The organism is Pseudomonas sp. So3.2b (genome assembly GCF_019464415.1).
Taxonomy (GTDB): Bacteria; Pseudomonadota; Gammaproteobacteria; order Pseudomonadales; family Pseudomonadaceae; genus Aquipseudomonas; species Aquipseudomonas shahriarae.
Genome location: NZ_CP080494.1, coordinates 1,139,957 through 1,162,500, shown reverse-complemented (window position 1 = coordinate 1,162,500; position 22,544 = coordinate 1,139,957). Strand labels below are relative to the sequence as shown.

The 22,544-nt window shown below is 60.4% G+C and carries 22 protein-coding genes (1 of these 22 cut by a window edge); 8 read left to right on the top strand and 14 right to left on the bottom strand.

All coding sequences use genetic code 11. From position 1 onward, the window contains the following. From msrQ to mrcB, 9 genes are all read right to left on the bottom strand, one after another. Nucleotides 1-527, bottom strand: partial view of a protein-methionine-sulfoxide reductase heme-binding subunit MsrQ gene (msrQ, locus tag K1X80_RS05020; protein WP_170060131.1) — the 5' portion only. 94 nt of this gene lie to the left of the window's left edge; only the first 527 of its 621 coding nucleotides appear in the window; the start codon lies at nt 525-527; its stop codon lies beyond the left edge, outside the window. Next, nucleotides 527-1,540 (bottom strand): protein-methionine-sulfoxide reductase catalytic subunit MsrP, encoded by a 1,014-nt coding sequence (gene msrP / locus K1X80_RS05015; protein WP_120731579.1) that lies wholly within the window; start codon nt 1,538-1,540, stop codon nt 527-529. Before msrP ends, msrQ begins: the two co-directional genes overlap by 1 nt. A 63-nt stretch (nt 1,541-1,603) precedes the next feature. Then, on the bottom strand, nt 1,604-2,461 hold the full coding sequence (pssA, locus tag K1X80_RS05010) for a CDP-diacylglycerol--serine O-phosphatidyltransferase (protein WP_029298897.1): 858 nt from the start codon (nt 2,459-2,461) through the stop codon (nt 1,604-1,606). A 143-nt stretch (nt 2,462-2,604) separates the two neighbouring features. Continuing rightward, nucleotides 2,605-3,621: a ketol-acid reductoisomerase gene (gene ilvC / locus K1X80_RS05005; protein WP_003194132.1), complete on the bottom strand. Its 1,017-nt coding sequence runs from the start codon at nt 3,619-3,621 to the stop codon at nt 2,605-2,607. Between the two features lie 47 nt (nt 3,622-3,668). Next, complete coding sequence (gene ilvN / locus K1X80_RS05000) at nt 3,669-4,160, bottom strand: acetolactate synthase small subunit (RefSeq protein ID WP_003176102.1); 492 nt, start codon at nt 4,158-4,160, stop codon at nt 3,669-3,671. Nucleotides 4,161-4,162: 2 nt separating this feature from the next. Next, nucleotides 4,163-5,887: an acetolactate synthase 3 large subunit gene (locus K1X80_RS04995; RefSeq protein WP_057960672.1), complete on the bottom strand. Its 1,725-nt coding sequence runs from the start codon at nt 5,885-5,887 to the stop codon at nt 4,163-4,165. A 431-nt stretch (nt 5,888-6,318) separates the two neighbouring features. Further along, nucleotides 6,319-6,648 carry a YqcC family protein gene (locus K1X80_RS04990; protein ID WP_057960637.1) on the bottom strand — a complete coding sequence of 110 codons (330 nt, stop codon included), beginning with the start codon at nt 6,646-6,648 and terminating at the stop codon, nt 6,319-6,321. Then, entirely contained in the window at nt 6,648-7,379 is a 732-nt protein-coding gene (locus tag K1X80_RS04985; protein WP_057960638.1) for a M48 family metallopeptidase, read from the bottom strand. Before K1X80_RS04985 ends, K1X80_RS04990 begins: the two co-directional genes overlap by 1 nt. 16 nt (nt 7,380-7,395) lie before the next feature. Then, complete coding sequence (mrcB, locus tag K1X80_RS04980; protein WP_057444144.1) at nt 7,396-9,720, bottom strand: penicillin-binding protein 1B; 2,325 nt, start codon at nt 9,718-9,720, stop codon at nt 7,396-7,398. A gap of 117 nt (nt 9,721-9,837) precedes the next feature. Here mrcB and K1X80_RS04975 point away from each other — a divergent pair, with 117 nt between their 5' ends. The 3 genes from K1X80_RS04975 (at nt 9,838) to K1X80_RS04965 (ending at nt 12,304) form a co-directional block, all read left to right on the top strand. Beyond that, complete coding sequence (locus tag K1X80_RS04975; RefSeq protein WP_169961059.1) at nt 9,838-11,394, top strand: bifunctional aminoglycoside phosphotransferase/ATP-binding protein; 1,557 nt, start codon at nt 9,838-9,840, stop codon at nt 11,392-11,394. A gap of 91 nt (nt 11,395-11,485) precedes the next feature. Continuing rightward, a complete protein-coding gene (locus tag K1X80_RS04970) occupies nt 11,486-11,830 on the top strand; it encodes a pentapeptide repeat-containing protein (RefSeq protein WP_057960641.1) in 345 nt (114 codons plus the stop codon). Nucleotides 11,831-12,031: 201 nt separating this feature from the next. Next, on the top strand, nt 12,032-12,304 hold the full coding sequence (locus tag K1X80_RS04965; RefSeq protein WP_057440152.1) for a TfoX/Sxy family protein: 273 nt from the start codon (nt 12,032-12,034) through the stop codon (nt 12,302-12,304). A 270-nt stretch (nt 12,305-12,574) separates the two neighbouring features. On the opposite strand, the gene K1X80_RS04960 is transcribed toward K1X80_RS04965, so the two are convergent. Genes K1X80_RS04960 through K1X80_RS04950 form a run of 3 tightly spaced genes read right to left on the bottom strand, consistent with a single transcriptional unit; the run spans nt 12,575 to nt 15,254 of the window. Next, nucleotides 12,575-13,342 (bottom strand): heme ABC transporter ATP-binding protein, encoded by a 768-nt coding sequence (locus K1X80_RS04960; protein ID WP_120731575.1) that lies wholly within the window; start codon nt 13,340-13,342, stop codon nt 12,575-12,577. Further along, the gene (locus K1X80_RS04955; RefSeq protein WP_057440154.1) at nt 13,342-14,379 is read right to left on the bottom strand and encodes an iron ABC transporter permease; all 1,038 of its coding nucleotides are present in this window, start codon (nt 14,377-14,379) and stop codon (nt 13,342-13,344) included. Before K1X80_RS04955 ends, K1X80_RS04960 begins: the two co-directional genes overlap by 1 nt. After that, the gene (locus K1X80_RS04950) at nt 14,376-15,254 is read right to left on the bottom strand and encodes a hemin ABC transporter substrate-binding protein (RefSeq protein WP_057960642.1); all 879 of its coding nucleotides are present in this window, start codon (nt 15,252-15,254) and stop codon (nt 14,376-14,378) included. Before K1X80_RS04950 ends, K1X80_RS04955 begins: the two co-directional genes overlap by 4 nt. Before the next feature lie 174 nt (nt 15,255-15,428). Here K1X80_RS04950 and K1X80_RS04945 point away from each other — a divergent pair, with 174 nt between their 5' ends. Then, the gene (locus tag K1X80_RS04945; RefSeq protein ID WP_057960643.1) at nt 15,429-15,746 is read left to right on the top strand and encodes a Rieske (2Fe-2S) protein; all 318 of its coding nucleotides are present in this window, start codon (nt 15,429-15,431) and stop codon (nt 15,744-15,746) included. On the opposite strand, the gene sfsA is transcribed toward K1X80_RS04945, so the two are convergent. After that, the gene (gene sfsA, locus K1X80_RS04940; RefSeq protein ID WP_057440157.1) at nt 15,743-16,456 is read right to left on the bottom strand and encodes a DNA/RNA nuclease SfsA; all 714 of its coding nucleotides are present in this window, start codon (nt 16,454-16,456) and stop codon (nt 15,743-15,745) included. The two genes, K1X80_RS04945 and sfsA, sit on opposite strands and share 4 nt — an antisense overlap. After that, nucleotides 16,456-17,628 (bottom strand): pyridoxal phosphate-dependent aminotransferase, encoded by a 1,173-nt coding sequence (locus tag K1X80_RS04935; protein ID WP_057960645.1) that lies wholly within the window; start codon nt 17,626-17,628, stop codon nt 16,456-16,458. The genes sfsA and K1X80_RS04935 overlap by 1 nt, the downstream gene beginning before the upstream one ends. Before the next feature lie 320 nt (nt 17,629-17,948). Here K1X80_RS04935 and dksA point away from each other — a divergent pair, with 320 nt between their 5' ends. The 4 genes from dksA (at nt 17,949) to K1X80_RS04915 (ending at nt 22,541) form a co-directional block, all read left to right on the top strand. After that, nucleotides 17,949-18,392: an RNA polymerase-binding protein DksA gene (dksA, locus tag K1X80_RS04930; protein WP_057440158.1), complete on the top strand. Its 444-nt coding sequence runs from the start codon at nt 17,949-17,951 to the stop codon at nt 18,390-18,392. 84 nt (nt 18,393-18,476) lie between these two features. After that, on the top strand, nt 18,477-19,364 hold the full coding sequence (gluQRS, locus tag K1X80_RS04925) for a tRNA glutamyl-Q(34) synthetase GluQRS (protein WP_057960646.1): 888 nt from the start codon (nt 18,477-18,479) through the stop codon (nt 19,362-19,364). A gap of 62 nt (nt 19,365-19,426) precedes the next feature. Next, nucleotides 19,427-19,603, top strand: coding sequence for a hypothetical protein (locus K1X80_RS04920; RefSeq protein WP_003176118.1), 177 nt, complete (start codon nt 19,427-19,429; stop codon nt 19,601-19,603). Further along, a complete protein-coding gene (locus tag K1X80_RS04915; RefSeq protein ID WP_170045325.1) occupies nt 19,587-22,541 on the top strand; it encodes a sensor histidine kinase in 2,955 nt (984 codons plus the stop codon). The genes K1X80_RS04920 and K1X80_RS04915 overlap by 17 nt, the downstream gene beginning before the upstream one ends. Nucleotides 22,542-22,544: the final 3 nt, after the last annotated feature.

Below are 22,544 nucleotides of genomic sequence, written 5' to 3'. Positions count from 1 at the left end.
ATAGAAGCATAGATAGCCCACTCCTTCAGGTCGGCACGCACGATCCACAGCATATGCAACAAACCAAGCCCCAGAATCACATACACGAGGCGATGCAACTTCTTCCAACGGGTACCCAATCGACGCTGGCTATAGCGATTGGATGTCACCGCCAACGCCAGCAAACACAGGAACGCCAACGCTCCCACAATAATGTAGGGGCGTTTGCGCAGCTCGACGCCCAACTGCGACCAATCCAACCCAAGGATAAATACACAATAAGCCGCAAGGTGCAGCACCACATAAGCAAAGCACCACAACCCCAACTGCCGGCGCACAGCGATCCACCCCGCCCAACCGCTCAACTTTTGCAGAGGCGTCATCGCAAGCGTGACCAGCAGCAAGATCAGCGTTCCCAGCCCCAGCCGATCAACCAGCACTTTGCCGGGATCAGGCCCCAAGGTAAGACTCCAGGCCTCATACAACCAGTACAACGGCCACACTGCCGCAGCTATAAAGACGCCAAGGCGCCAGAGGGGGTAGCGCATCAGTAGTTCTTCCGCAGATCAAGACCCGTATAAAGAGAAGCGACCTCATCCGAGTAGCCATTGAACATCTGCGTCTCGCGCACATTCGGGCTGAACAAGCCGCTAGGCAGACGTCGCTCCCGCGCCTGGGTCCAGCGAGGATGATCGACCGTGGGGTTCACATTTGCATAAAACCCATACTCATCCGCCGCAATGCTTTGCCAGGTGGTTTTCGGCTGCTCGCTCACCAGGCTGATCCGCACGATGGACTTCACACTCTTGAAGCCATACTTCCAAGGCACCACCAGCCGCAGCGGCGCACCATTCTGGTTGGGCAGTTCACGGCCATACATGCCCACCGCAAGGATTGCCAAAGGGTTCATCGCTTCATCCAGACGTAACCCTTCTATATAAGGCCAGTCGATCAGGCCGAAACTCGAACGCTGGCCCGGCATGCTCTTGGGATCCTGCAGAGTTTCAAAGCGGATGTACCTGGCCTTGGAAGTGGGTTCGACCTGTTTAAGCAAGGCCGATATAGGGAAGCCGATCCAGGGAATGACCATCGACCACGCCTCGACACAGCGTAGACGATAGATTCGCTCCTCCAACTGATACGGCTTCATGAAGTCCTCCAAGGCATAACGCCCAGGCTTGGCGACCTCTCCATCAATCACGACGCTCCACGGCTCCGTCTTGAGGGAACCAGCATTCGCCGCCGGGTCGCCCTTGTCGGTACCGAACTCATAGAAGTTGTTGTAGTGGGTCGCATCTTTGAACGGGGTGATGGCTTCGTCTTTGACCGTCACCGCCTGCCATTGGGTGCCTGGCAGCTTCTCGGCAAACCAGCCGGGAGCTTTGCCCGGCTCGACATCGGCATAACGCGCGGTATCAGCTGCACTCGCCCAACGCGGCAGGCTGCTGGCAGCAATACCGGCAAGCGCACCACCGAGCAAACTGCGGCGGGAGAAATAGAGGGATTCCGGGGTGACATCCGATTCGTGACAATCGGACGCTTTAGGCAACTTGATTAACATGGCAACTCCGCAGCATTGGAGAACTGATGCACCAATAGACTGCGGAGTATGGGGGAAATTACATTAAGGCAATGTTTTGTCCCGCCGCAGATGCAACAGGTACTGAACCGGACCCGAAGCCGCATACACCAGGAACGCCAGCAACAGAATCCGCGGCGGATCACTGAAGACCACTGCGAAAACCAGCACCACTACCAGAATCGCCACAAAAGGCACCCGCCCCTTCAGGTCGAACTCCTTGAAGCTGTTGTACTTGATATTGCTGACCATCAGCATGCCGGCCGCCGCAACCATCAAGGCCACCAGGAACGACATCTTCGATCCCTGGATACCGTAGTCACTGAACGCCCAGACAATACCCGCCACCACACCTGCCGCAGCAGGACTGGCAAGGCCAATGAAGTAACGCTTGTCGGCAGTCCCCACCTGGGTATTGAAACGCGCCAGGCGCAGTGCAGCACCGGCCACGTAGATGAAGGCAACCATCCAGCCAACCTTGCCCATATCACCCAGGGCCCAGGCAAACGCCAACAGCGCAGGCGCGACACCAAAGGCAACCATGTCCGACAGCGAGTCGTATTCGGCACCGAAGGCACTTTGCGTATTGGTCATGCGCGCTACGCGGCCATCCAGGCCGTCAAGGACCATGGCCACAAAGATCGCGATGGCAGCAAAACCGAAGTATTTGCTGGCACTCGCCGCATCACCTGCCGCCAGCGCACTCTGGGCACTCATGGAATTGATGATGGAGTAGAAACCGGCAAACAGGTTCGCCGTGGTGAACAGGTTGGGCAGAAGATAGATGCCACGATGCCGGACCTTGCGGCCTTCCGCGTCATGCCCTTCTTCGACATGCTCATCGATCGGTAGCAGGCTTTCGGCGTCAGAGGCCTGGTTTGGCTCTTCGGGACGTTCGCTCATGGACTTTACCTTGCAACGGTGTGAAAAAATTCGACAGACACTTGCGGCGAGTGTTCGCCCGCAAACGATGCAGCTTTATACCAGAACCGGCCCGCAAACGAAAAAACGCGGCCTAGGCCGCGTTTTCCCTTGATGCATCCGACTTAGTTTTTGGCTTTGTCGACGATCTTGTTGGCACCGATCCACGGCATCATGGAGCGCAGTTGCTCGCCGATGACTTCGATACCGTGAGCAGCGTTGTTACGACGCTTGGCGGTCATCGAAGGGTAGCCGGTTGCACCTTCGCTGATGAACATTTTGGCGTACTCGCCGTCCTGAATACGTTTCAGGGCGTTGCGCATGGCCTGACGGGATTCGGCGTTGATCACTTCCGGACCTGTCACGTACTCGCCGTACTCAGCGTTGTTGGAGATCGAGTAGTTCATGTTGGCGATACCGCCTTCGTACATGAGGTCAACGATCAGCTTCAGTTCGTGCAGGCACTCGAAGTAGGCCATTTCTGGCGCGTAGCCAGCTTCAACCAGGGTTTCGAAACCGGCTTTTACCAACTCAACGGTACCGCCACACAGAACGGCTTGCTCGCCGAACAGGTCGGTTTCGGTCTCGTCCTTGAAGGTGGTTTCGATGATGCCGGTACGACCGCCACCGACGCCAGCAGCGTAGGACAGTGCAACGTTCTTGGCGTTGCCCGAGGCGTCCTGGTAGATCGCGATCAGGTCAGGGATACCGCCGCCCTTGACGAACTCGGAACGCACGGTGTGGCCCGGTGCTTTCGGCGCGATCATGATCACGTCGAGGTCAGCACGCGGCACGACCTGGTTGTAGTGGATCGCGAAGCCGTGGGAGAAGGCCAGGGTGGCGCCTTTCTTGATGTTCGGCTCGATTTCGTTCTTGTACAGCGAGGACTGGAACTCGTCCGGGGTCAGGATCATAACCAGGTCGGCAGCCGCAACAGCAGAAGCCACGTCAGTGACTTTCAGGCCGTGGGCTTCAGCCTTGGCAACGGTAGCCGAGCCTTTACGCAGACCGACAGTGACGTCGACGCCGGAGTCTTTCAGGTTGCACGCCTGGGCGTGGCCCTGGGAGCCGTAACCGATGATGGCGACTTTCTTGCCCTGGATGATCGACAGGTCACAATCTTTATCGTAATAAACTTTCATGAGGTTCCTCTATATATCCAGGCCGTAAGGCCATTCGCTAATTTGGGTTAGATGCTGAGTACTTTGTCGCCACGGGCAATCCCGGTGACGCCACTGCGTACGGTTTCCAGAATCGAGGCCGTCCCGATCGACTGGATGAAGCTGTCCAGCTTGTCGCTGGTACCGGTCAGTTGAACGGTATAAACGCTGGCGCTCACATCGACGATCTGCCCACGATAAATATCGGTAGTCCGCTTGATCTCGGCACGCTGGGCGCCCGTGGCCTTGACCTTAACCAGCATCAGCTCGCGCTCGATGTGGGCACTTTCCGACAAATCGACCAGCTTGACCACTTCGATCAGCTTGTTGAGGTTCTTGGTGATCTGCTCGATCACTTCATCATGGCCTACAGTGGTCAACGTCAGGCGCGACAGGGTCGGGTCTTCGGTCGGGGCCACCGTCAGGCTTTCGATGTTGTAGTTGCGCTGCGAAAACAGGCCGACCACACGAGACAGAGCGCCCGGTTCGTTCTCCAGAAGCAGGGAGATAATGTGCCGCATGATTAGGTCCGCTCCGTCTTGTTCAGCCACATGTCGCGCATAGAGCCGTCTTTGATCTGCATCGGGTAGACGTGCTCGCTGGTGTCGACCTGGATGTCGATAAACACCAAACGATCCTTCATGGCGAACGCCTCTTCCATCTTCGGCTTGAGATCCTTCAAATCGGTGATGCGCATGCCGACATGGCCATAGGCTTCAACCAACTTGACGAAATCTGGCAGCGATTCCATGTAGGAATGGGAGTGGCGACTGTTGTAGCTCATGTCCTGCCATTGGCGAACCATGCCCAACACACCGTTGTTCAGGCAGACGATCTTCACCGGCAAGCCATATTGCAGGCAGGTCGACAGCTCCTGGATGTTCATCTGGATGCTGCCTTCACCGGTGACGCAGGCCACGTCAGTGTCCGGGAAGCTCAACTTCACACCCATGGCCGCCGGGAAACCGAAGCCCATCGTGCCCAGGCCACCGGAGTTGATCCAGCGGTTAGGCTTGTCGAACTTGTAGTACTGCGCGGCAAACATCTGGTGCTGGCCCACGTCCGAGGTCACAAAGGCGTCGCCCTTGGTCACTTCACACAGGGTTTCGATCACGGTCTGTGGCTTGATGATGCTGCCGTCGCCCTTGTCGTAAGGGAACAGGCCGCGATCACCGCGCCATTCGTCGATCTGCTTCCACCAGCTGGCGACCGACTCCTTGTTCGGAGTTTCGCCAATGTCCTTGAGCGCGGCGACCATTTCGGTCAATACGCTCTCCACAGGACCGACAATCGGCACGTCGGCCTTGATGGTCTTGGAGATGGACGCCGGGTCGATGTCGATGTGGATGATCTTGGCATTCGGGCAGAACTTGCTCGCGCCATTGATCACCCGGTCATCGAACCGTGCACCCACGGCCAGGATCACATCAGCGTGGTGCATGGTCAGGTTGGCCGTGTAGCTGCCGTGCATGCCGAGCATCCCGACGAACTGACGATCCGAACCCGGGAAGGCACCGAGGCCCATCAAGGTGTTGGTGACCGGCAGGTTGAGCATCTTGGCCAGTTCGGTCAAAGGTGCGGAACCACCGCCCAGGATCACGCCGCCACCCGAGTACAGCACTGGACGCTTGGCCGCCAGGAGCATTTCTGCCGCCTTGCGGATTTGCCCCGAGTGCCCACGAACGGCCGGGCTGTAGGAACGCAGCTTGGCTTTCTTCGGGAAAACGTATTCGAATTTTTCCGCCGGGTTGGTCATGTCTTTCGGGATATCGACCACCACAGGACCCGGGCGACCGGATTGCGCGAGGTAGAACGCCTTTTTCATGATTTCCGGGATTTCCGAGGCGTGCTTGATCATGAAGCTGTGTTTCACGATCGGCCGGGAAATACCGATCATATCGGTTTCCTGGAATGCATCAGTGCCCACCATGGTGCTCGCCACCTGGCCGGAAATGATCACCATCGGAATAGAGTCCATATACGCAGTCGCGATGCCAGTAATGGCATTGGTTGCGCCTGGGCCGGACGTTACCAGTACCACGCCGGCTTTGCCGGTGGCACGGGCATAACCGTCAGCCATATGGGTCGCGGCCTGCTCATGGCGAACCAGGATGTGGTTGACAGCCGGTTCCTTGAACAGTGCGTCGTAGACATGCAGCAGAGCACCACCTGGGTACCCGTAGATATAGTCGACGCCTTCGTCACGCAAAAAGCGGACGAGCATCTCACCGCCAGATAAAAGCTCCACGTTGTTCACCTCTAAAACGCCAGAATACCGTCCGTTAAAAACCGACGGGTCTTAATAGGTTTACTTCTCAACAGAGCATGAGCGACGGTGGTCGCCGACTACGTCAGCACTGACTGAGCAAGTATTGGGATCGTCCCAAGTGTTGCGGGCTTTTCCCACCCAGCGCGAGGTAACGCGTTGCGGGTGTAACAGGTCGGCGCGGATGTGCGCCTCATGATCTGCTGAGCGGGCCTGCTTCTGGCAGTCCCGATACAGCGGACTTTGGATTCTTCTGTTTCAGCCCCTTCAAGTCAAGCAATAATTGCGCTTTTTTCCAACTAAGCGCATGTGAACGTAGAAGAAAGGGCTTTGAGGAGGGATAAAACTCGCCTGAATGTCGTCAAGCGGTAGAAATGTGCGCAAGACTGCCGGAAAACCCGGCAGTCAGGCAATTAACGAGCGCCGACGATCAGTTGGTCGAACTTTTTCAGCGCCGACCGTAGGCCGAGGCTCTCTTGAAGACGATCGGCGTAGACCATCTCGGCCATCTCCAGAATGCCCGAGGCATTGGGCAACGGCAGGTCCTGCTCGAGGATCTGCTTCATGCGACCCAGGAAGATCCACTGCAACCACTGATGAAAATCCAGGGTATCAACCGAAAACGGCTCGACGCTGCTCAGCGCCTCGGCACTGGGGGACACTTCATCCCACCAGCCCGCCAGGCGCAATTCGCGCTCAATCAGCAATAACTGCTCGGCAATTGCCGGAAAACGAGGATCCATCAGAGACTGACCTTGGCCTTTTGCCGAGCCTGGGCAGCACCGGCAGCATCACCTTGCGCAGCGCGCGCGTCGCCAATCAGGGCCCACAGACTGGCCTGCAGGTCAGGACGACCGTTAGCCATGGTCAGGCCACGACGGGCGAACTGTTCGGCTTGTGGCGCATCCCCCTGGGCCATGCGCACTTGCGCCAGGCGGTAGAGCACCTGCGGTTCACGTGGCGCGACACGCTGGGCGCGCTCGAGGCTGGACGATGCACCGTTCAAGTCTCCACCGGCTTGCTGTTGCTGCGCAGTGGTGAGCAAGGCCAGGACCGGACCGTCCAACTGCTCGTCGGCGGACAGGCCACCGGCGTTGGCCGAAGGAATCCCGCTCGGGGTCGAGGGCATGTTGTAGGTGCCCTGGTTGATCGGCGCGCTATCAATCGGCGCGGAGTTCGACGGCCCAGGTGTGATCGGGCCCGGTGTCCATGGCGCCGAGCTGATCGGCGCAGACGTAGTAGCGCCGCCCCCCGGAACCATTACCACCACTCCGGAATCCTGGGGTACAGCCTGGGTTGTGGCAGGGTTTGGACGCGTGGTCACGGTCTGGCGGAAGCCGCCGTTGGCCGAGATCCGGTCATTGTTGGACACGGCCGTGCCGGAATCCACCACCGGGATGGACCCGCGCTGCACGGTGGAGCAACCACTGAGCAAAGCTAACGTTGTAATAGCCGGAATCAACCACTTGTTCACTTGAAATCCTCTTTGCTTAATTCATCCAGCCCTTGACCCAATCCATCACCGAATCGGCATCCGTGGGCACACCTGTGCCACATGGAGCGCCGGCTGGCGGTTCACTGCCGCGAATATACGGCATCTGCACCGCGCCCGGACAGTTGGCATCGGAGCCCTGCCCGGTATGGGGGTCGATCCAGGCCTGCACGATGTTGTCGGGTTGCGGCATGTTCAGTGGCAGCGGGTCGGCCTTGCGCATAAAACTGGTCCAGACCTGCAAGGCGCCGGTCGCCCCCGTGAAGGGTGTCTTGCCATTGTCATCGCGCCCCAGCCACACCACCGCGAGCAGGTCCTGGCTGAAACCGGCGAACCAACTGTCCCGGGAATCGTTACTGGTGCCGGTCTTGCCGGCCAGCGTCAGGTTGCCCGGCAGTGAGCTGTACACCGAGCGCCCGGTCCCTTCGCGCATGACCCGCTGCATGGCGTTCTGGATCAGGTAGATGGAGGCCGGATCAAAGCGCTGCTCGATCTGGAACGGGTAGCGCTTGAGCGGCTCGCCTTCCGCCGTGAGCACACTGCGGATCCCGCGCATCGGTGTATTGAAACCACCGTTGGCCAGGGTCTGGTACATGGTCGCCACTTCCATCGGGCTCAAGCCCCCCGCCCCCAGCAACATCGAAGGGAACGCCGGGAACTCGCGACTCACGCCCAGGCGCGCCAGGGTCTTGAGGACGTTCGGCACCCCCAGCTCCAGGCCCAGCCGCGCCGTGGACAGGTTGTAGGAATGTGCCAGGCCCTGGTACAGGAACACCGTACCGTGGGAGCGACGGTCATAGTTCTGCGGCTTCCACACCTGGCCATCGGCGCCCTTGACCGAAAACGCTTCGTCGGACAACCAACTGGTCAGGGTGTACTTGCTCGGTTTTTCCAGCGCCGTGAGGTACACCGCCGGCTTGATCAGCGAGCCAATCGGTCGCACGGCATCCAGGGCACGGTTGAAGCCGGCAAAACTGGCCTGGCGGCTGCCGATCATGGCCTGGACTTCACCGGTTTCCGGATTGGTCACCACCATGGCCGCCTCAACCTCATCCGAACCCTTGCGCCCGGCCAGGCGCTTGAAGGTATCGCTGACCGACGCTTCGGCCTTCATCTGCAGGATCGGGTCGAAACTGGTGAAGATCCGCAGGCCTTCTTCGGTCAAGTCCTCGTCGCGATAGTCTTCGCGCAACTGGCGCTTGACCAGGTCGATAAAGCCGGGGAATGAACTGTCGGCCAACTTGCCACGGGTAGTGACACCCAGGGGCATCTTCTTCGCGGCGGCGACCTGTTCTGCGGTGGCCACGCCCTGCTGTTCCAGCACGTCGAGGACCAGGTTACGACGTTCCAGGGCCCGCTCCGGGTTGCGGCGCGGGTTGTAATAGGACGGCCCCTTGACCATGCCCACCAGCAACGCCACCTGATGCAGCTTGAGCTCGGACAATGGCTGGCCGAAGAAGAACTGACTGGCCAGGCCGAAACCATGCACGGCGCGCTGGCCATCCTGGCCGACGAACACTTCGTTGAGGTAGGCCTCCAGGATCTCCTGCTTGCTGTAATGCAGCTCCAGCAACATCGCCATCATGGCTTCAGTGAGTTTACGGGTCAGGCTGCGCTCACTGGTCAGGTAGAAATTCTTGACCAATTGTTGCGTCAGCGTACTGCCGCCCTGGGTCATGCGGCCACCCGAGGTGTTGACCCAGATGGCGCGGGCGATGGACTTGGGTGATACGCCCCAGTGGCTGTAGAAATCCCGGTCTTCAACCGCGACCAGGGTTTCCAACAGATACGGCGGGACCTGATCAATCTTGATCAGGATGCGATCTTCAAGGTTCTTCGGGTAAATCCCGCCGATCAGCAATGGCTCAAGGCGCACCACCGGCAGCTTGCCGCCGTTGAGTGCGGAAAGCTCGGCCACGTAATCCCCGGAGAAACGCACACGCACCGGCTGGGCCTTTTCCAGGCCTTCATAGAACTGGAAGCCCCGGGTGTTCAAGTCCACGGTATTGCCGCTGACCGCCGCCGCCCCCGGACCGTTGGCCACGGCTTCGCGTCGGTAGCCCAGCGCATCGAGTTCGGTGAGAAAGTCTTCCTTGCTCAGCTTCTGGCCGGTAAACAGCTCCAGCGGGCGAGCGTAGACCTTCGCCGGGATGGTCCAGCGCTTGCCAGAGAACTTCTCCTGGACCACGGCATCGAGGTACACCGCGACGCCTGCGAGTGCCACCAGGCCAACCAGGCCGAGCTTGATCGCCCAGCCCAGCCAGGGGCGCAGGCTGCGGGGAGGAGGTTTTTTACGGGAACGGGGAGATCGGGTACGAGTCATGGCGGCGGATTATACGCATTTTATTGATGATCAACATGAACCGGACGGCGGTTTGCATGACCGACTTGAGCGGCCATAATGCGCTCCATTATTTTCCCAGACTCCGAAGGATCGCCCGTGAGCCAGCCCCTGATTGCCGCCCTGCAAAACCCGGCCCTGTTTCCTCATCCGGTCGAAGCGTTTCAAGTCATCGAAACCCATATTTCCTGGGTTCTGCTCACTGGCCCCTACGCCTACAAGATCAAGAAACCGGTGAACTTCGGCTTCCTCGACTTTACCCAGTTGGACGCCCGCTCCCACTTCTGCAACGAGGAACTGCGCCTCAACCAGCGCCTGACACAAGATTTGTATCTTGAAGTGTTACCGATCACCGGCAGCGTTGAAGCCCCGCAACTGGGCGGCGAAGGTCCGGCCATCGAATATGTGCTGAAAATGCGCCAGTTCCCGCAAAGCCAACTGCTGAGCACCTTGCAGGCCAATGGCGAGCTGACCAGCAGCCACATCGACGAAATGGCCAGCCAGATTGCGCAGTTCCACTTGAACGCGCCCAAGGTTCCCGAGGCGCACCCGGCCGGCACGCCGGACGAGGTGATGGCACCTGTACAGCAGAACTTCGAGCAGATCCGCCCGTTTCTCAGCGACAAGGCCGACCTGGCCCAACTGCAAGCACTGCAAGCCTGGGCCCAGAGCAGCTTCGAACGCCTCAAGCCCCTGCTGGAGCAACGCAAGCTCAATGGCTTTATCCGCGAGTGCCACGGCGACATTCACCTGGGCAACGCAACGATGATCGACGATCACGTGGTGATCTTCGACTGCATCGAGTTCAACGAGCCGTTCCGCTTCACCGACGTATGTGCCGACACTGGCTTCCTGGCCATGGACCTGGAAGACCGTGGCCTCAAGTCCCTGGCCCGACGTTTTATCAGCCAGTACCTGGAACTGACTGGCGATTACCAGAGCCTCGAACTGCTGAACTTCTATAAGGCCTACCGTGCCCTGGTGCGGGCCAAGGTCGCCCTGTTCAGCATGCCGTCCGAAGCAACGCCTGTAGAGCGTGCGACCACCCTGCGCCAATACCGTAACTACGCCAACCTGGCCGAAAGCTACAGCACCATCCCTTCGCGCTTCCTGGCAATTACCCACGGTGTGTCGGCCACCGGCAAAAGCCATGTGGCAATGCGCCTGGTCGACGCGCTCGGTGCCATACGCCTGCGCTCCGATGTAGAACGCAAGCGCCTGTTTGGCGAGCAGCAAGTGGAGAACACCCCACAAGCGGGGATCTATGCCTCGGATGCCAGCGCAGCGACCTACGCCCGCCTGCATACCCTCGCCGAAACCGTGCTGCGCGCGGGCTTCCCGGTGGTCCTGGACGCCACCTACCTCAAGCGTGAACAACGCGACGCCGCCGCCAAAGTCGCAGAGGCCACTGGCGCGCCCTTCCTGATCCTCGATTGCAATGCACCACAGGCAGTGATCGCCAACTGGCTGGCGAAACGTCAGGCAGATAAAAACGATCCTTCTGACGCCACCCTGGAGGTCATTGAGCAGCAGCAAGCCAGCCGCGATCCTCTGAGCGCCGAGGAACTGCTACTGAGCAAGCGGGTCGAGACCAATGAAAGCGGGACGCTGGACGCGCTGGTTGCCCATGTTCGTCAACACCTGCCAGGGCTGTAAGAAATATTTCCTGGCTGTGAAGCAGTTAACAGCTCACAGCCAGCAATAGTGGCACTATAATGGCGCCATAAATCCAACAGGAGATGCCGCCATGGGCCAGCCGAAGTTGCTTGATACCCCGCTCTACGCGCTGCTGCATAAAGATGACATCCATGGCTTCAATCAGGAACGCCCCAAGGATGGCCCCATTGATATGCGTGGCGGGGACTTCCGCGGGCTCGACCTGCGCCACCTGGATGCCGAGGGCGTGGATTTTACCGACGCCTATTTCCGTTCGGCCGATTTGCGTGGCCTGGACCTGCGCGCTTGCGCGCTGGAAGGCGCCAGCCTGGCCCATGCGCAGATTTCGGGCACTTACTTTCCGCCTGAGCTGAGCGCTGACGAGATCCTGATGTCGGTCAATTTCGGCACTCGCCTGCGTTACCGCACCCGCTGACAACACGCCCTTATCCCCAGCTACGCGCAACGCGAGCTGGGGGCTTGCGCCACTCGCCGTCAATAATCCAGCGCCAGCCTTAGAAGCGTTTACATCGTTTCTGAGCAAAGAACTACGCTTTTCCTACTGAGCGCTACACTCCTTTCAGGCTTGCCTGGTCACGATACCCACCGAACCATTCGGCCGTCGCAAGGAGGCTTAATGAACGATGAGCTGCAACACCTGAAAAACCTTGGCAAGACCTCTGCGCAATGGCTGCATGCGGTGGGCATCCATAGCGCTTCAGACCTGCGTCGCCTGGGCGCCGTGGACGCCTATCGGGCGGTACGCAGTCGTGGCTTTCGGGCGTCCAAAGTCCTGCTGTATGCCATCGAAGGCGCATTGATGGATGTGCATTGGAACGATATTCCAACTGAGCGCAAGGAAGCCTTGAATCGCCAATTGGAAGTTTTGTCGGTACGCAACAAGAACTGAAACAGTCAGGAACCCAGGGTTTACGGGGATTTCAAACATGCGTTTGAGGAAAAGCCCCCAGGGCGTAAAAACAAATATTGACTCTCAAATGAGAATCGTTATGATTATCACAACTGGTCGCGAGATCAGCCGATAACTGAAAGACCCTTGGTTCGGACTCTCAGTTTATCTCCTCATCAGGCTAATCACGGTTATTTGACCCGGCTCTTGCCGGGTCTTTTTTTGCCTGGGTTTTATGAACCCGGTACATCGCTGCAGCCACGACGAACCTCAGCGGGCAATGACCAATGGATGACCTAGTTCAGGATGGGGCTGCACCAGCACATCCAGGCCAAACACGGCCTTGAGCAGTTCCGGGCGCAATACCTGCGCCGGCGTACCCAGGGCATGGGGGCGGCCGTTTTCCAGCAGCAGAATGCGGTCACAGTAGCGCGCCGCCAGGTTCAGGTCGTGGAGGATCACCAGCACAGCCGCGCCACGATCAGCAAAGCTGCGGATCGCCTGTAAGGTGGTGTGCTGGTGCAGCGGGTCGAGCATCGACGTCGGTTCGTCCAGCAATAATGTCTGCCCCGCCTCGCCCGGCCAGAGCTGCGCCAGCACTCGCGCCAGGTGCACACGCTGGCGCTCGCCGCCAGACAAGGCCAGGTAACTGCGCCCGCTCAAGTGGCTCACGTCAGCGGCCTGCAAGGCGGCGTCGATGATTTCAGCGTCGCGCGCCCGACCGGTCTGATGGGGCAGTCGTCCCATGCCCACCACTTCCTCGACGCGAAACGCGAAATCCAGGGTCGACACCTGTGGCAGCACCGCCAGCCGCTGGGCCCGTTGCGCACCCTGCCAATCCTTGAGTTCGCGGTCATCCAGCCAGACCTGGCCTTCATCCGCCTGCAACTGCGCGCACAACGCGCCCAGCAACGTACTTTTGCCGGCGCCATTGGGGCCGAGCACACCCAGGACTTCACTGGGCTTCAGGTCCAGGGTCACGTCGGCCAATACGGTTTTGCGACCACGGCGGATCTGCAGGTTTTCCACTCGCAGCATCAGGCGCGCCCTCGCAACAGCAGGTAAAGAAAAAACGGCGCGCCAATAAAGGCGGTAACAATGCCAATGGGCAACTCAGCGGGCGCCAGGGCCAGGCGGGCCACCAGGTCGGCGAATAACAACAGGCTCGCCCCCGCCAGCACCGAGGCCGGCAGCAGCACGCGATGATCCGGCCCCGCCAGCAGGCGCACCAGATGCGGCACCACCAGCCCGACAAAACCAATCAACCCCGCTGCGGCGACTGCCGCGCCAACCCCCAGGGCCGTGCAAAACACCAGCTCACGCTTGAGCCCCTCGACATTGATCCCAAGATGACTGGCTTCCGACTCCCCGAGGAGCAAGGCATTGAGCGCCTTGGCCCGGCGCGGCAGCCACAGCGCCACCCCGGCACTGACCAGCAGCAACGGCCACAGCCGCGAGTAACTGGCGCCATTGAGGCTGCCGAGGTTCCAGAACGTCAGGGTGCGCAAGGTGGCGTCATCCGCCAGGTAAGTGAACAGGCCCACCGCCGAGGCCGCCAGGGCGGTCAGGGCGATACCGGCCAACAGCATGGTTGCGACATTGGTCTGGCCATCACGCCGCCCCAGGCGATAGACCAGCGCCGTCACGCCCAAGCCACCGAGGAATGCACACAGCGACAGCAGATACGGCCCCACCGCATCCGGCAGGCCACCAAAGGCCGCGCCGCCGACGATAGCCACCGCCGCCCCGAGCGCGGCGCCACTGGACACACCAACCAGCCCCGGGTCGGCCAAGGGGTTGCGAAACAACCCCTGCATGGCCACCCCCGACAGCGCCAGCACCCCGCCGACCGCCAACCCCAACAAGGTGCGCGGCAAACGGATCTGCCCCAGAATCAACTCTGCCTGCTCCAGCCCCTGAGCCTCAAGGGGCACGCCAAGCAAGCGTAACGCGGCGCGCAATGTGTCGAGCAACGGCAGGCTGACAGGCCCCAAAGCCAAGGACAGCCAGATCGCCAATACACACAACAGGCTCAGGCCTATAAACAGGGCGCGTGGTTTAACCAGAGTGGTCATGGGGCGGCTTGGGTTTTAGCGGGGTAGAACCCGGCGGACAAGGCTTGCAGGCTGGCCGGCAACCGTGGGCCCAGGCCCCCGACCAACAAGGTGGGGTCCAACTCAACGACCCGACCGGTCTTGGCCGCCGAGGTGTTCGCCAGAATCGGATTTTCCTTGAACAAGGCTGCGCGGGCCGCCTCGCCACTCAGGGCACGGTCGGAGAACACCAGCACTTCAGGGCTCAGCCCCGCCAGGGACTCCACCGAAAACGGCTTGTACCCGGTGTGCGTCGCCAGATTGCGCCCACCGGCTTGTTGCAGTACCCAATCGGCGGCGGTGTCCTTGCCGGCGATCAATGGCTTGCCGCCAGCATGCCCGAGCACCAACAGCACGCCTGGGGCCTTTTGCCGGGTTTGCGCCTGGGTCACGGCGTTTTTTTGCAGGTTTAGTTGCTGTTGATACGTACTGAACAGTGCCATGGCCCGATCTTCAGCCCCCAGCAGCGTGCCCAAGTGTTGCAGGTTGCCTTGCAGGGTCGGTAAGTCAGGCTGTGCGGAAAACAGCTCCACTTGCACCCCGGCATTGCGAATCTGCGCCAGCACCGGGGGCGGTCCCATTTCCTCAGTGCCCACCAGGATTTGCGGGCGCAGGCTCAAGATCCCTTCGGCCGACAGCTGGCGCTGGTAACCGATACTGGGTAATGCCTTGAGCGATTGTGGGTGCTGGCTAGTGGTGTCGACGCCCACCAGCTTTGACTCGCCCCCCAGGGCCACCACCCACTCCGACAACGCCCCGCCGGCGCTGACCCAGCGTTGTGGCGGTTCAGCGGCTTGCGCCACGTGGTTGACCAGCAGTCCGACAACAAGCGCAATAGCGCTGGTACTCAGGCGCATAAAAGGGTTTCCTTCCAGGGGGTGGAGCCAGTCATGCGACCGTCTGAGCACGCAGTCAGCTAACAGGCGAAGCCGGCATTTGATAATTGTTTGCATTTGAACGTCAAGCACCGGGCTCACCCGCAAACCCTGGATCACTCTACAGCCCTTGACCCGCACCACCTGAGAACGCTTATGAAGTTTCTATGCCCCTCCCACGAACTGGCACCCGACAGCAGCCGCGGCTTCGATATCGACGGCCGCAAGCTGTTTGCCGTGCGCCGCGAAGGCCGGGTGTATTTCTATATCAACCGCTGCCCTCATCGCGGCGTTCCGCTGGAATGGCAGCCGGACCGCTTTCTCGATCCCAGCGCGAGCATGATCCAATGCGCCACCCACGGCGCGTTGTTTCTGATCGAAAACGGTGAGTGCGTGGCCGGCCCGTGCGCGGGCCAGAGCCTCAGCCCCCTGCCCGGCCGCGAAGACGCACAGGGGTTGTGGGTGCAACTCTAGTCGTTGAGCAACACCGTCAATGGCCGATCAATATAGATTTGCTGCGCCCCCACCTGCACGCCGTACGCCAGGACTTCCACCCCGGCAGCTTTGGCTTCACGCAGTGCCGCCGCGTAACCCGCGTCGATTTCCTCGGCCGGCCTTACGCTGTCGATGCCCGACAGGTTCACACAGTACAACTGCACCGCCCGCACGCCGCTGCGGGCCAAATGCGCCAATTCGCGCAAATGCTTGGCCCCACGCTGAGTCACCGCATCGGGAAACGCCGCGACAGAGGTGCCGTCAAACCCCAGGGTGACACTTTTGACTTCGACATAGGCCGCGCCGTCGGGATAGTCCAGGCGAAAGTCGATGCGGCTTTTTTCCTGGCCATACGGCACTTCACGCTTTAGTCCGGTAAAGCCATTGAGCTCGGTGATCACCCCGGCATGCAGCGCTTCTTCGACCAACGGGTTGGCACGTGCGGTGTTGACGCACGCCAGGCGACCCTGGGGCGTTTCAGCGATTTCCCAGGTGCCCGGCAGCTTGCGCTTGGGGTCGTTGGAGCGGCTGAACCAGACTTGTCCGCCCTCGACCATGCAGTTGAACATCGAGCCCGTGTTCGGGCAGTGAATGGTGAGCAACTCGCCGGTAGCGGTTTCGATATCGGCCAGAAAACGCTTGTAGCGGCGAATCAGCCGACCTTCTTCGAGGGGAGGATGAAAGCGCATCAGCCTTGCCAGCTCCGCAAACCACGGGCAATCCGCTCCACCGCTTCCTGTAGTCGATCAAGATTTTGCGTGTAGGCAAAACGCACATGATGCCCCGCCTGGAAGCGACCGAAATCCAACCCGGGCGTGAATGCCACGTGTTCGGTTTCAAGAAAATGCCGGCAAAATGCAAAGGCATCGCCACCAAAGGCGCTGATATCGGCATACAGGTAAAACGCCCCTTCAGGCTCGACCGCAATACCAAAACCCAACTCGCGCAAAGCCGGTAGCAAAAAGTCACGCCGGCGACCGAATTCGGCCCGTCGCTCTTCAAGGATCGCCAGAGTCTGCGGGGTAAAGCAGGCCAATGCCGCATGCTGGGCCATGCTCGGCGCGCTGATGTACAGGTTCTGCGCCAGTTTCTCCAGTTCGCCCACGGCTGCGGGGGGCGCCACCAGCCAGCCCAGACGCCAGCCGGTCATGCCGAAATACTTTGAAAAACTGTTTAAGACAAACGCCTCGTCATCCACTTCCAGCACGCTGGCCGCGTCAGTGCCGTAGGTCAGGCCGTGATAGATCTCATCCACTACCAGATGACCATTGCGGGCCTTGATCGCGCTGGACAGGCCCGCCAGTTCATCACGGGTCAGGATGGTCCCGGTCGGGTTGGCCGGCGAAGCGACCAAGGCCCCCACGCTGTCCTGGTCCCAGTAGCGCTCCACCAGATCGGCAGTCAGTTGGTAGCGCACCTCGGGGCCGACCGGCACCAGTTGCGCCGCACCTTCCACCAAGCGCAGGAAATGCCGGTTGCAGGGGTAGCCCGGGTCCGCGAGTAGCCAATGCTTGCCGGGGTCCACCAGCAGGCTACTGGCCAGGAGCAAGGCCCCGGAGCCGCCCGGGGTGATCAGGATGCGCTCGGGGTCGATACTCAAGCCATAACGCTGCTGGTAGAAGCCACTGATGGCCTCGCGCAGTTCCGGCAAGCCACGGGCGGCGGTGTAGCGGGTTTTGCCGTTGGCCAGCGCGGCCTGGCCGGCCTGGATGATCGGTTCGGCGGTGGTGAAGTCCGGCTCGCCGATTTCCAAATGAATCACATCATGGCCTGCGGCCTGTAGCTCATTGGCCCGCGCCAGTAACGCCATGACATGAAAAGGTTCGATAGCTCGACTGCGAGCACTGTAGGGCTGAGCCATTAGCCTTCCTTAACAATGAGGACAAAATCGGGATTCTACCGAACCCGCGAGGTAAAACATGCTCTATTGCCTGCCTGGCCCAGGGCAATGAGCCGGGCAAGCACCTGCAAAACGACTAAAATCAACATTCGAGACAATGTATACCCAGCCATTGCCGGTCGCAGCAGTTTGCAACCCCGGCAGGACGGGCCTCGACAACCGGGAGTGGCGCACCCCGAAGCTATCTGGTAAGTTCGCCCGCTTGCAGCCGCAGGGCCGGCAGGTGTCGGTGATGTTGCAATCCTGCGCAATGGATTAGAAGAGTGAGAGGCGGTCTATTCATGTCCACCCAAGCAAAGCAACAGCAGACTCAAGGTCTCGGCGGCTTCGAACCTTACGTAGAAAAGAAGGGCGAAGAATACATGGGCGAGCCCATGCGCGAGCACTTCACCAAGATCCTGAACAAGTGGAAACAGGACTTGATGCAGGAGGTCGATCGTACCGTTGGCCATATGAAGGACGAAGCAGCCAACTTTCCTGACCCGGCAGACCGTGCCAGCCAGGAAGAAGAATTTGCCCTGGAATTGCGTGCGCGCGATCGCGAGCGCAAGTTGATCAAGAAGATCGACAAGACGCTGCAACTGATCAAGGACGAAGAATACGGCTGGTGCGAATCCTGTGGCATCGAGATCGGTATTCGTCGCCTGGAAGCCCGTCCTACCGCAGACATGTGTGTGGACTGCAAGAACCTTGCAGAAATCAAGGAAAAACAGGTCGGCAAGTAATCCCTGCCGGGCCGAACAAATGGGGCGTGCAAACGCCCCATTTTTGTTTCTGGGGTTTGGCGGTTTTCCAGTAATATCCAGGCCATGACAGCCTCTCCCTATATCGGGCGTTTCGCCCCCACCCCCAGCGGCCATTTGCACTTCGGCTCCCTGGTTGCAGCCCTCGCTTCCTATCTCGACGCCCGCGCCAATCAAGGCCGCTGGCTGATGCGCATGGAAGACCTCGACCCTCCCCGTGAAGAGCCCGGCGCCCAGGCGGCAATCCTGCATGCTCTGGAAAGCTATGGTTTTGAATGGGACGGGGAACTGGTCCGACAAAGCGAGCGGCATGATGCCTACGCCAAAGTCCTGAACGACATGTTCAACCATGGCCTGGCCTACGCCTGCACCTGCTCACGCAAGCAACTGGAACCGTATAACGGCATTTACCCGGGCCTGTGCCGCAACGCCGGCCACGCTCAGCAGGATGCTGCCATTCGCCTACGGGTTCCCGAACTGGAATACCATTTCACTGACCGCGTACAAGGCCAATTCCGACAACACTTGGGCCGCGATGTAGGCGATTTCGTCATCCGCCGCCGCGACGGCCTGTATGCCTACCAACTGGCGGTGGTGCTCGACGATGCCTGGCAAGGTGTCACCGATATCGTGCGCGGCGCCGACCTGCTGGACTCCACGCCGCGCCAGCTGTACCTGCAAGAACTGCTGGGCCTGCGCCAGCCGCGCTACCTGCATGTACCGCTGATCATCCAGCCGGACGGTAACAAGCTGGGTAAATCCTACCGCTCGCCGCCGCTAACGCCCGACCAGGCCACACCTCTGCTACTCAGGGCCCTGCGCGCCCTCGGCCAGCAGCCGGGGGATGAGCTGCTCCACGCCAGCCCACAGGAACTGCTCGGTTGGGGCATCCGGCACTGGGATGCCACCCGGATCCCGCGCACACTGACCCTGGCCGAAGCGCAATTGCACTGAAGACGCTTGCAGCCTGCCAACCATCCGTTAACATCGCCGCAGTTTTTCAATCAGAGGCCAACATGTACATCTATCGATTGGTCCTGCTGCTGGTCGTCGGGATCTACCTGTTTTCTCCCGCCATCATGGACTGGTGGATCGACGCCACGGGCGCCTGGTATCGCCCCTATCTGCTGTGGTTGATCCTGATCGTCGTGACTTTCATCCTGCAGAGCCAAAAAGATGCCGATGAGCTTTAGCCTGACCCAGATGCTGCTGATCAGCGCCGCCTACCTGGCCGCGCTGTTCGGGGTGGCCTGGATCAGTGAGCGTGGGATGATCCCGCGGGCGATCATTCGCCACCCGCTGACCTACACCTTGTCCCTGGGCGTCTATGCCAGCGCTTGGGCGTTCTATGGCACGGTGGGCCTGGCCTACCAATATGGCTATGGGTTTCTTTCCAGCTACCTCGGGGTATCCGGGGCCTTCCTGCTGGCGCCGGTGCTGCTGTACCCGATCCTGAAAATCACCCGCACCTACCAACTGTCGTCGCTGGCTGACCTGTTTGCCTTCCGCTTTCGCAGCACCTGGGCCGGCGCGCTGACCACGATCTTCATGCTGATCGGCGTGCTGCCGCTGCTGGCCCTGCAGATCCAGGCAGTGGCCGATTCCATCGGTATTCTTACCCACGAGCCGGTGCAACATCGGGTGGCCCTGAGCTTTTGTGCGCTGATCACCCTGTTCACGATTTTTTTCGGCTCGCGGCATATCGCCACCCGGGAAAAACACGAAGGCCTGGTGTTTGCGATTGCCTTCGAGTCGGTGATCAAGCTGATCGCCATCGGTGGCGTGGGCTTGTACGCGCTGTACGGGGTGTTCGACGGCCCGCAACAGCTTGAGCTGTGGCTGCTGCAAAACCAGACCGCCCTCGCCGCCCTGCACACCCCGCTGCAGGAAGGCCCCTGGCGCACGTTGCTGCTGGTGTTCTTTGCCTCGGCCATCGTCATGCCGCACATGTACCACATGACCTTCACCGAGAACCTCAACCCGCGTTCGCTGGTCAGCGCCAGCTGGGGCCTGCCCCTGTTCCTGTTGCTGATGAGCCTGGCGGTGCCGCTGATCCTCTGGGCCGGGCTGAAACTGGGGGCCACCACCAACCCGGAATACTTCACCCTCGGCATCGGCATCGCCGCCAACAGTAAATCCCTGGCGCTGCTGGCCTATGTCGGTGGGTTATCGGCGGCCAGTGGCTTGATTATCGTCACCACCCTGGCGCTGTCGGGCATGGCCCTCAACCACCTGGTGCTGCCGCTGTATCAGCCGCCCGCCGAAGGCAATATCTACCGCTGGCTGAAATGGACACGCCGCGCGCTGATCGTGGCCATCATCATGGCCGGCTATGGCTTCTACCTGCTGATGGCGGCCGAGCAAGACCTGGCCAACCTCGGCATTGTGGCCTTCGTCGCCACCTTGCAGTTCCTGCCGGGGGTGTTGTCGGTGCTGTACTGGCCAACCGCCAATCGGCGTGGATTTATCGCCGGGCTGCTGGCGGGGATCCTGGTGTGGCTGGTGACCATGCTGCTACCACTGGTCGGCAACCTGCAGGGTTTCTACATCCCGCTGCTGAACATGATCTACGTGCTGGATGACACCAGTTGGCACATGGCAGCCATCGCCTCGCTGGCGGCCAACGTACTGATGTTCACCCTGATCTCCCTGTTCACCAACGCCAGCCCCGAAGAAACCAGTGCGGCCGAAGCCTGCGCGGTGGATAACGTACGCCGCCCGCAACGCCGCGAACTGCATGCCGCCTCGCCCCAGGAATTCGCCACGCAACTGGCCAAGCCCCTGGGCGCCAAGGCTGCACAAAAGGAAGTGGAACAGGCACTGCGCGATCTGTACCTGCCTTTCGACGAGCGCCGCCCCTATGCCCTGCGCCGCCTGCGCGACCGCATCGAGGCCAACCTGTCCGGGTTGATGGGCCCCAGCGTGTCCCAGGACATGGTCGAGACCTTCCTGCCCTACAAGGCCGGCGGCGAAAACTATGTAACTGAAGATATCCACTTTATCGAGAGCCGGCTGGAAGACTACCACTCACGCCTCACCGGCCTTGCCGCCGAACTCGATGCCCTGCGCCGCTACCACCGCCAGACCCTGCAGGAACTGCCCATGGGCGTGTGCTCCCTGGCCAAGGACCAGGAGATCCTGATGTGGAACAAGGCCATGGAAGAGCTGACCGGCATCGCCGCCCAGCGCGTGGTCGGCTCGCGCCTGACCACCATCGGCGATCCCTGGCGCGAGTTGCTGCAGGGCTTTATCAACCTGCCCGACGAACACTTGCACAAACAGCACCTGGCCCTGGATGGCCAGACCCGCTGGCTGAACCTGCACAAAGCGGCCATCGACGAACCCCTGGCCCCAGGCAACAGTGGCTTGGTATTGCTGGTCGAAGACCTCACTGAAACCCAGATGCTCGAAGACAAGCTGGTGCATTCCGAGCGCCTGGCCAGTATCGGGCGCCTGGCGGCAGGCGTGGCCCACGAGATCGGCAATCCGATCACCGGTATCGCGTGCCTGGCGCAGAACCTGCGCGAGGAGCGCGAAGAAGACGACGAAATCACCGAAATCAGCGGGCAGATCCTCGAGCAGACCAAACGCGTCTCGCGCATCGTGCAATCGCTGATGAGCTTCGCCCATGCCGGCGGCCACCAGAATCACGATGAAGCGGTGTGCCTGGCCGAAGTCGCCCAGGATGCTATTGGGCTGCTGGCCTTGAACCGGCGTAATTTCGAAGTACAGTTCTATAACTTGTGCGATCCGGAACACTGGGTGGTCGGCGACTCACAACGCCTGGCCCAGGTGCTGATCAACCTGCTGTCCAATGCCCGCGACGCGACACCCGCCGGCAGTGCGGTAAGGGTCAAGAGCGAGGCTTACGAGCACACGGTAGACCTGATCGTCGAAGACGAAGGCAGCGGTATTCCACAGAACATCATGGACCGATTGTTCGAACCCTTCTTCACCACCAAGGATCCTGGTGAAGGTACCGGTCTGGGCCTTGCACTGGTCTATTCCATCGTTGAAGAGCATTATGGACAAATCACCATCGACAGCCCGGCTGACACCGAAAGCCAACGCGGCACCCGTATTCGGGTGACCTTGCCGCGTCATGTCGAAGCGACGTCCGCTGTGAACTGAGAC

What these genes read in the sequence shown, in the direction of transcription:
- K1X80_RS04955 (WP_057440154.1), bottom strand. Translation starts at nt 14,379, where the DNA reads ATGACCACTCTGGTTAAACCACGCGCCCTGTTTATAGGCCTGAGCCTG.
- msrP (WP_120731579.1), bottom strand. Translation starts at nt 1,540, where the DNA reads ATGTTAATCAAGTTGCCTAAAGCGTCCGATTGTCACGAATCGGATGTC.
- ilvC (WP_003194132.1), bottom strand. Translation starts at nt 3,621, where the DNA reads ATGAAAGTTTATTACGATAAAGATTGTGACCTGTCGATCATCCAGGGC.
- K1X80_RS04965 (WP_057440152.1), top strand. Translation starts at nt 12,032, where the DNA reads ATGAACGATGAGCTGCAACACCTGAAAAACCTTGGCAAGACCTCTGCG.
- pssA (WP_029298897.1), bottom strand. Translation starts at nt 2,461, where the DNA reads ATGAGCGAACGTCCCGAAGAGCCAAACCAGGCCTCTGACGCCGAAAGC.
- K1X80_RS04970 (WP_057960641.1), top strand. Translation starts at nt 11,486, where the DNA reads ATGGGCCAGCCGAAGTTGCTTGATACCCCGCTCTACGCGCTGCTGCAT.
- sfsA (WP_057440157.1), bottom strand. Translation starts at nt 16,456, where the DNA reads ATGCGCTTTCATCCTCCCCTCGAAGAAGGTCGGCTGATTCGCCGCTAC.
- K1X80_RS04915 (WP_170045325.1), top strand. Translation starts at nt 19,587, where the DNA reads ATGCCGATGAGCTTTAGCCTGACCCAGATGCTGCTGATCAGCGCCGCC.
- ilvN (WP_003176102.1), bottom strand. Translation starts at nt 4,160, where the DNA reads ATGCGGCACATTATCTCCCTGCTTCTGGAGAACGAACCGGGCGCTCTG.
- K1X80_RS04945 (WP_057960643.1), top strand. Translation starts at nt 15,429, where the DNA reads ATGAAGTTTCTATGCCCCTCCCACGAACTGGCACCCGACAGCAGCCGC.
- K1X80_RS04960 (WP_120731575.1), bottom strand. Translation starts at nt 13,342, where the DNA reads ATGCTGCGAGTGGAAAACCTGCAGATCCGCCGTGGTCGCAAAACCGTA.
- K1X80_RS04935 (WP_057960645.1), bottom strand. Translation starts at nt 17,628, where the DNA reads ATGGCTCAGCCCTACAGTGCTCGCAGTCGAGCTATCGAACCTTTTCAT.
- K1X80_RS04950 (WP_057960642.1), bottom strand. Translation starts at nt 15,254, where the DNA reads ATGCGCCTGAGTACCAGCGCTATTGCGCTTGTTGTCGGACTGCTGGTC.
- dksA (WP_057440158.1), top strand. Translation starts at nt 17,949, where the DNA reads ATGTCCACCCAAGCAAAGCAACAGCAGACTCAAGGTCTCGGCGGCTTC.
- mrcB (WP_057444144.1), bottom strand. Translation starts at nt 9,720, where the DNA reads ATGACTCGTACCCGATCTCCCCGTTCCCGTAAAAAACCTCCTCCCCGC.
- K1X80_RS04990 (WP_057960637.1), bottom strand. Translation starts at nt 6,648, where the DNA reads ATGGATCCTCGTTTTCCGGCAATTGCCGAGCAGTTATTGCTGATTGAG.
- gluQRS (WP_057960646.1), top strand. Translation starts at nt 18,477, where the DNA reads ATGACAGCCTCTCCCTATATCGGGCGTTTCGCCCCCACCCCCAGCGGC.
- K1X80_RS04920 (WP_003176118.1), top strand. Translation starts at nt 19,427, where the DNA reads ATGTACATCTATCGATTGGTCCTGCTGCTGGTCGTCGGGATCTACCTG.